This is a genomic window from Campylobacter sp. BCW_6465 (assembly GCF_001762815.1).
Lineage (GTDB): Bacteria > Campylobacterota > Campylobacteria > Campylobacterales > Campylobacteraceae > Campylobacter_D > Campylobacter_D jejuni.
Window position 1 is genome coordinate 1 of the sequence record NZ_MJXN01000040.1, and the last position, 514, is coordinate 514.

Consider the following 514-nt stretch of genomic DNA (forward strand, 5'->3'; position numbering starts at 1 on the left):
TATAGTCCCACTATTTTCGAATTTATCCACAGTGAGAGTTCCTGAGTTACCTCCCCAAATTCCCATGTAAATTTGACCATTGATTTGACCTGTATTTTCAAAGGTGTTAACAGTGATGGTTCCTTTAAAATTGTTATCATGTTCTACAGCTACCTTACCGTTAATAGTTCCATGATTGGTAAGATTGGTAAGAGTGAGGATATTGCTACCACTAGCATGAGCATAGATGATTCTATCTGTATTGCCTATACTACCTAAAGTTCCACCTGCTTCAATTATTATGGTATGTGGTCCCTGATCGGTAATGTTGATTTGATTGTTGATTGAACTACTTACAGTTGTATTAATTCTAGCTTGAGAACTATAAACACTTGCTGAACTAGCCTTAAGATTTTTATTTGCTTCATCATAAGTTTTTATTTCAGGAGTAAGTGTAGCATTAGCACAACTCGCTAAGAAAGAAATAGTAGCTAAAGATAAAACTATCTTTTTAGAATTTAAACAGGGTTCTTTA

1 pseudogene is annotated in these 514 nt (G+C 34.0%); it reads right to left on the reverse strand.

The window, feature by feature from the left end:
• A pseudogene (locus tag AJ886_RS02910) lies at positions 1-514 on the reverse strand (hypothetical protein); the annotation flags it as partial.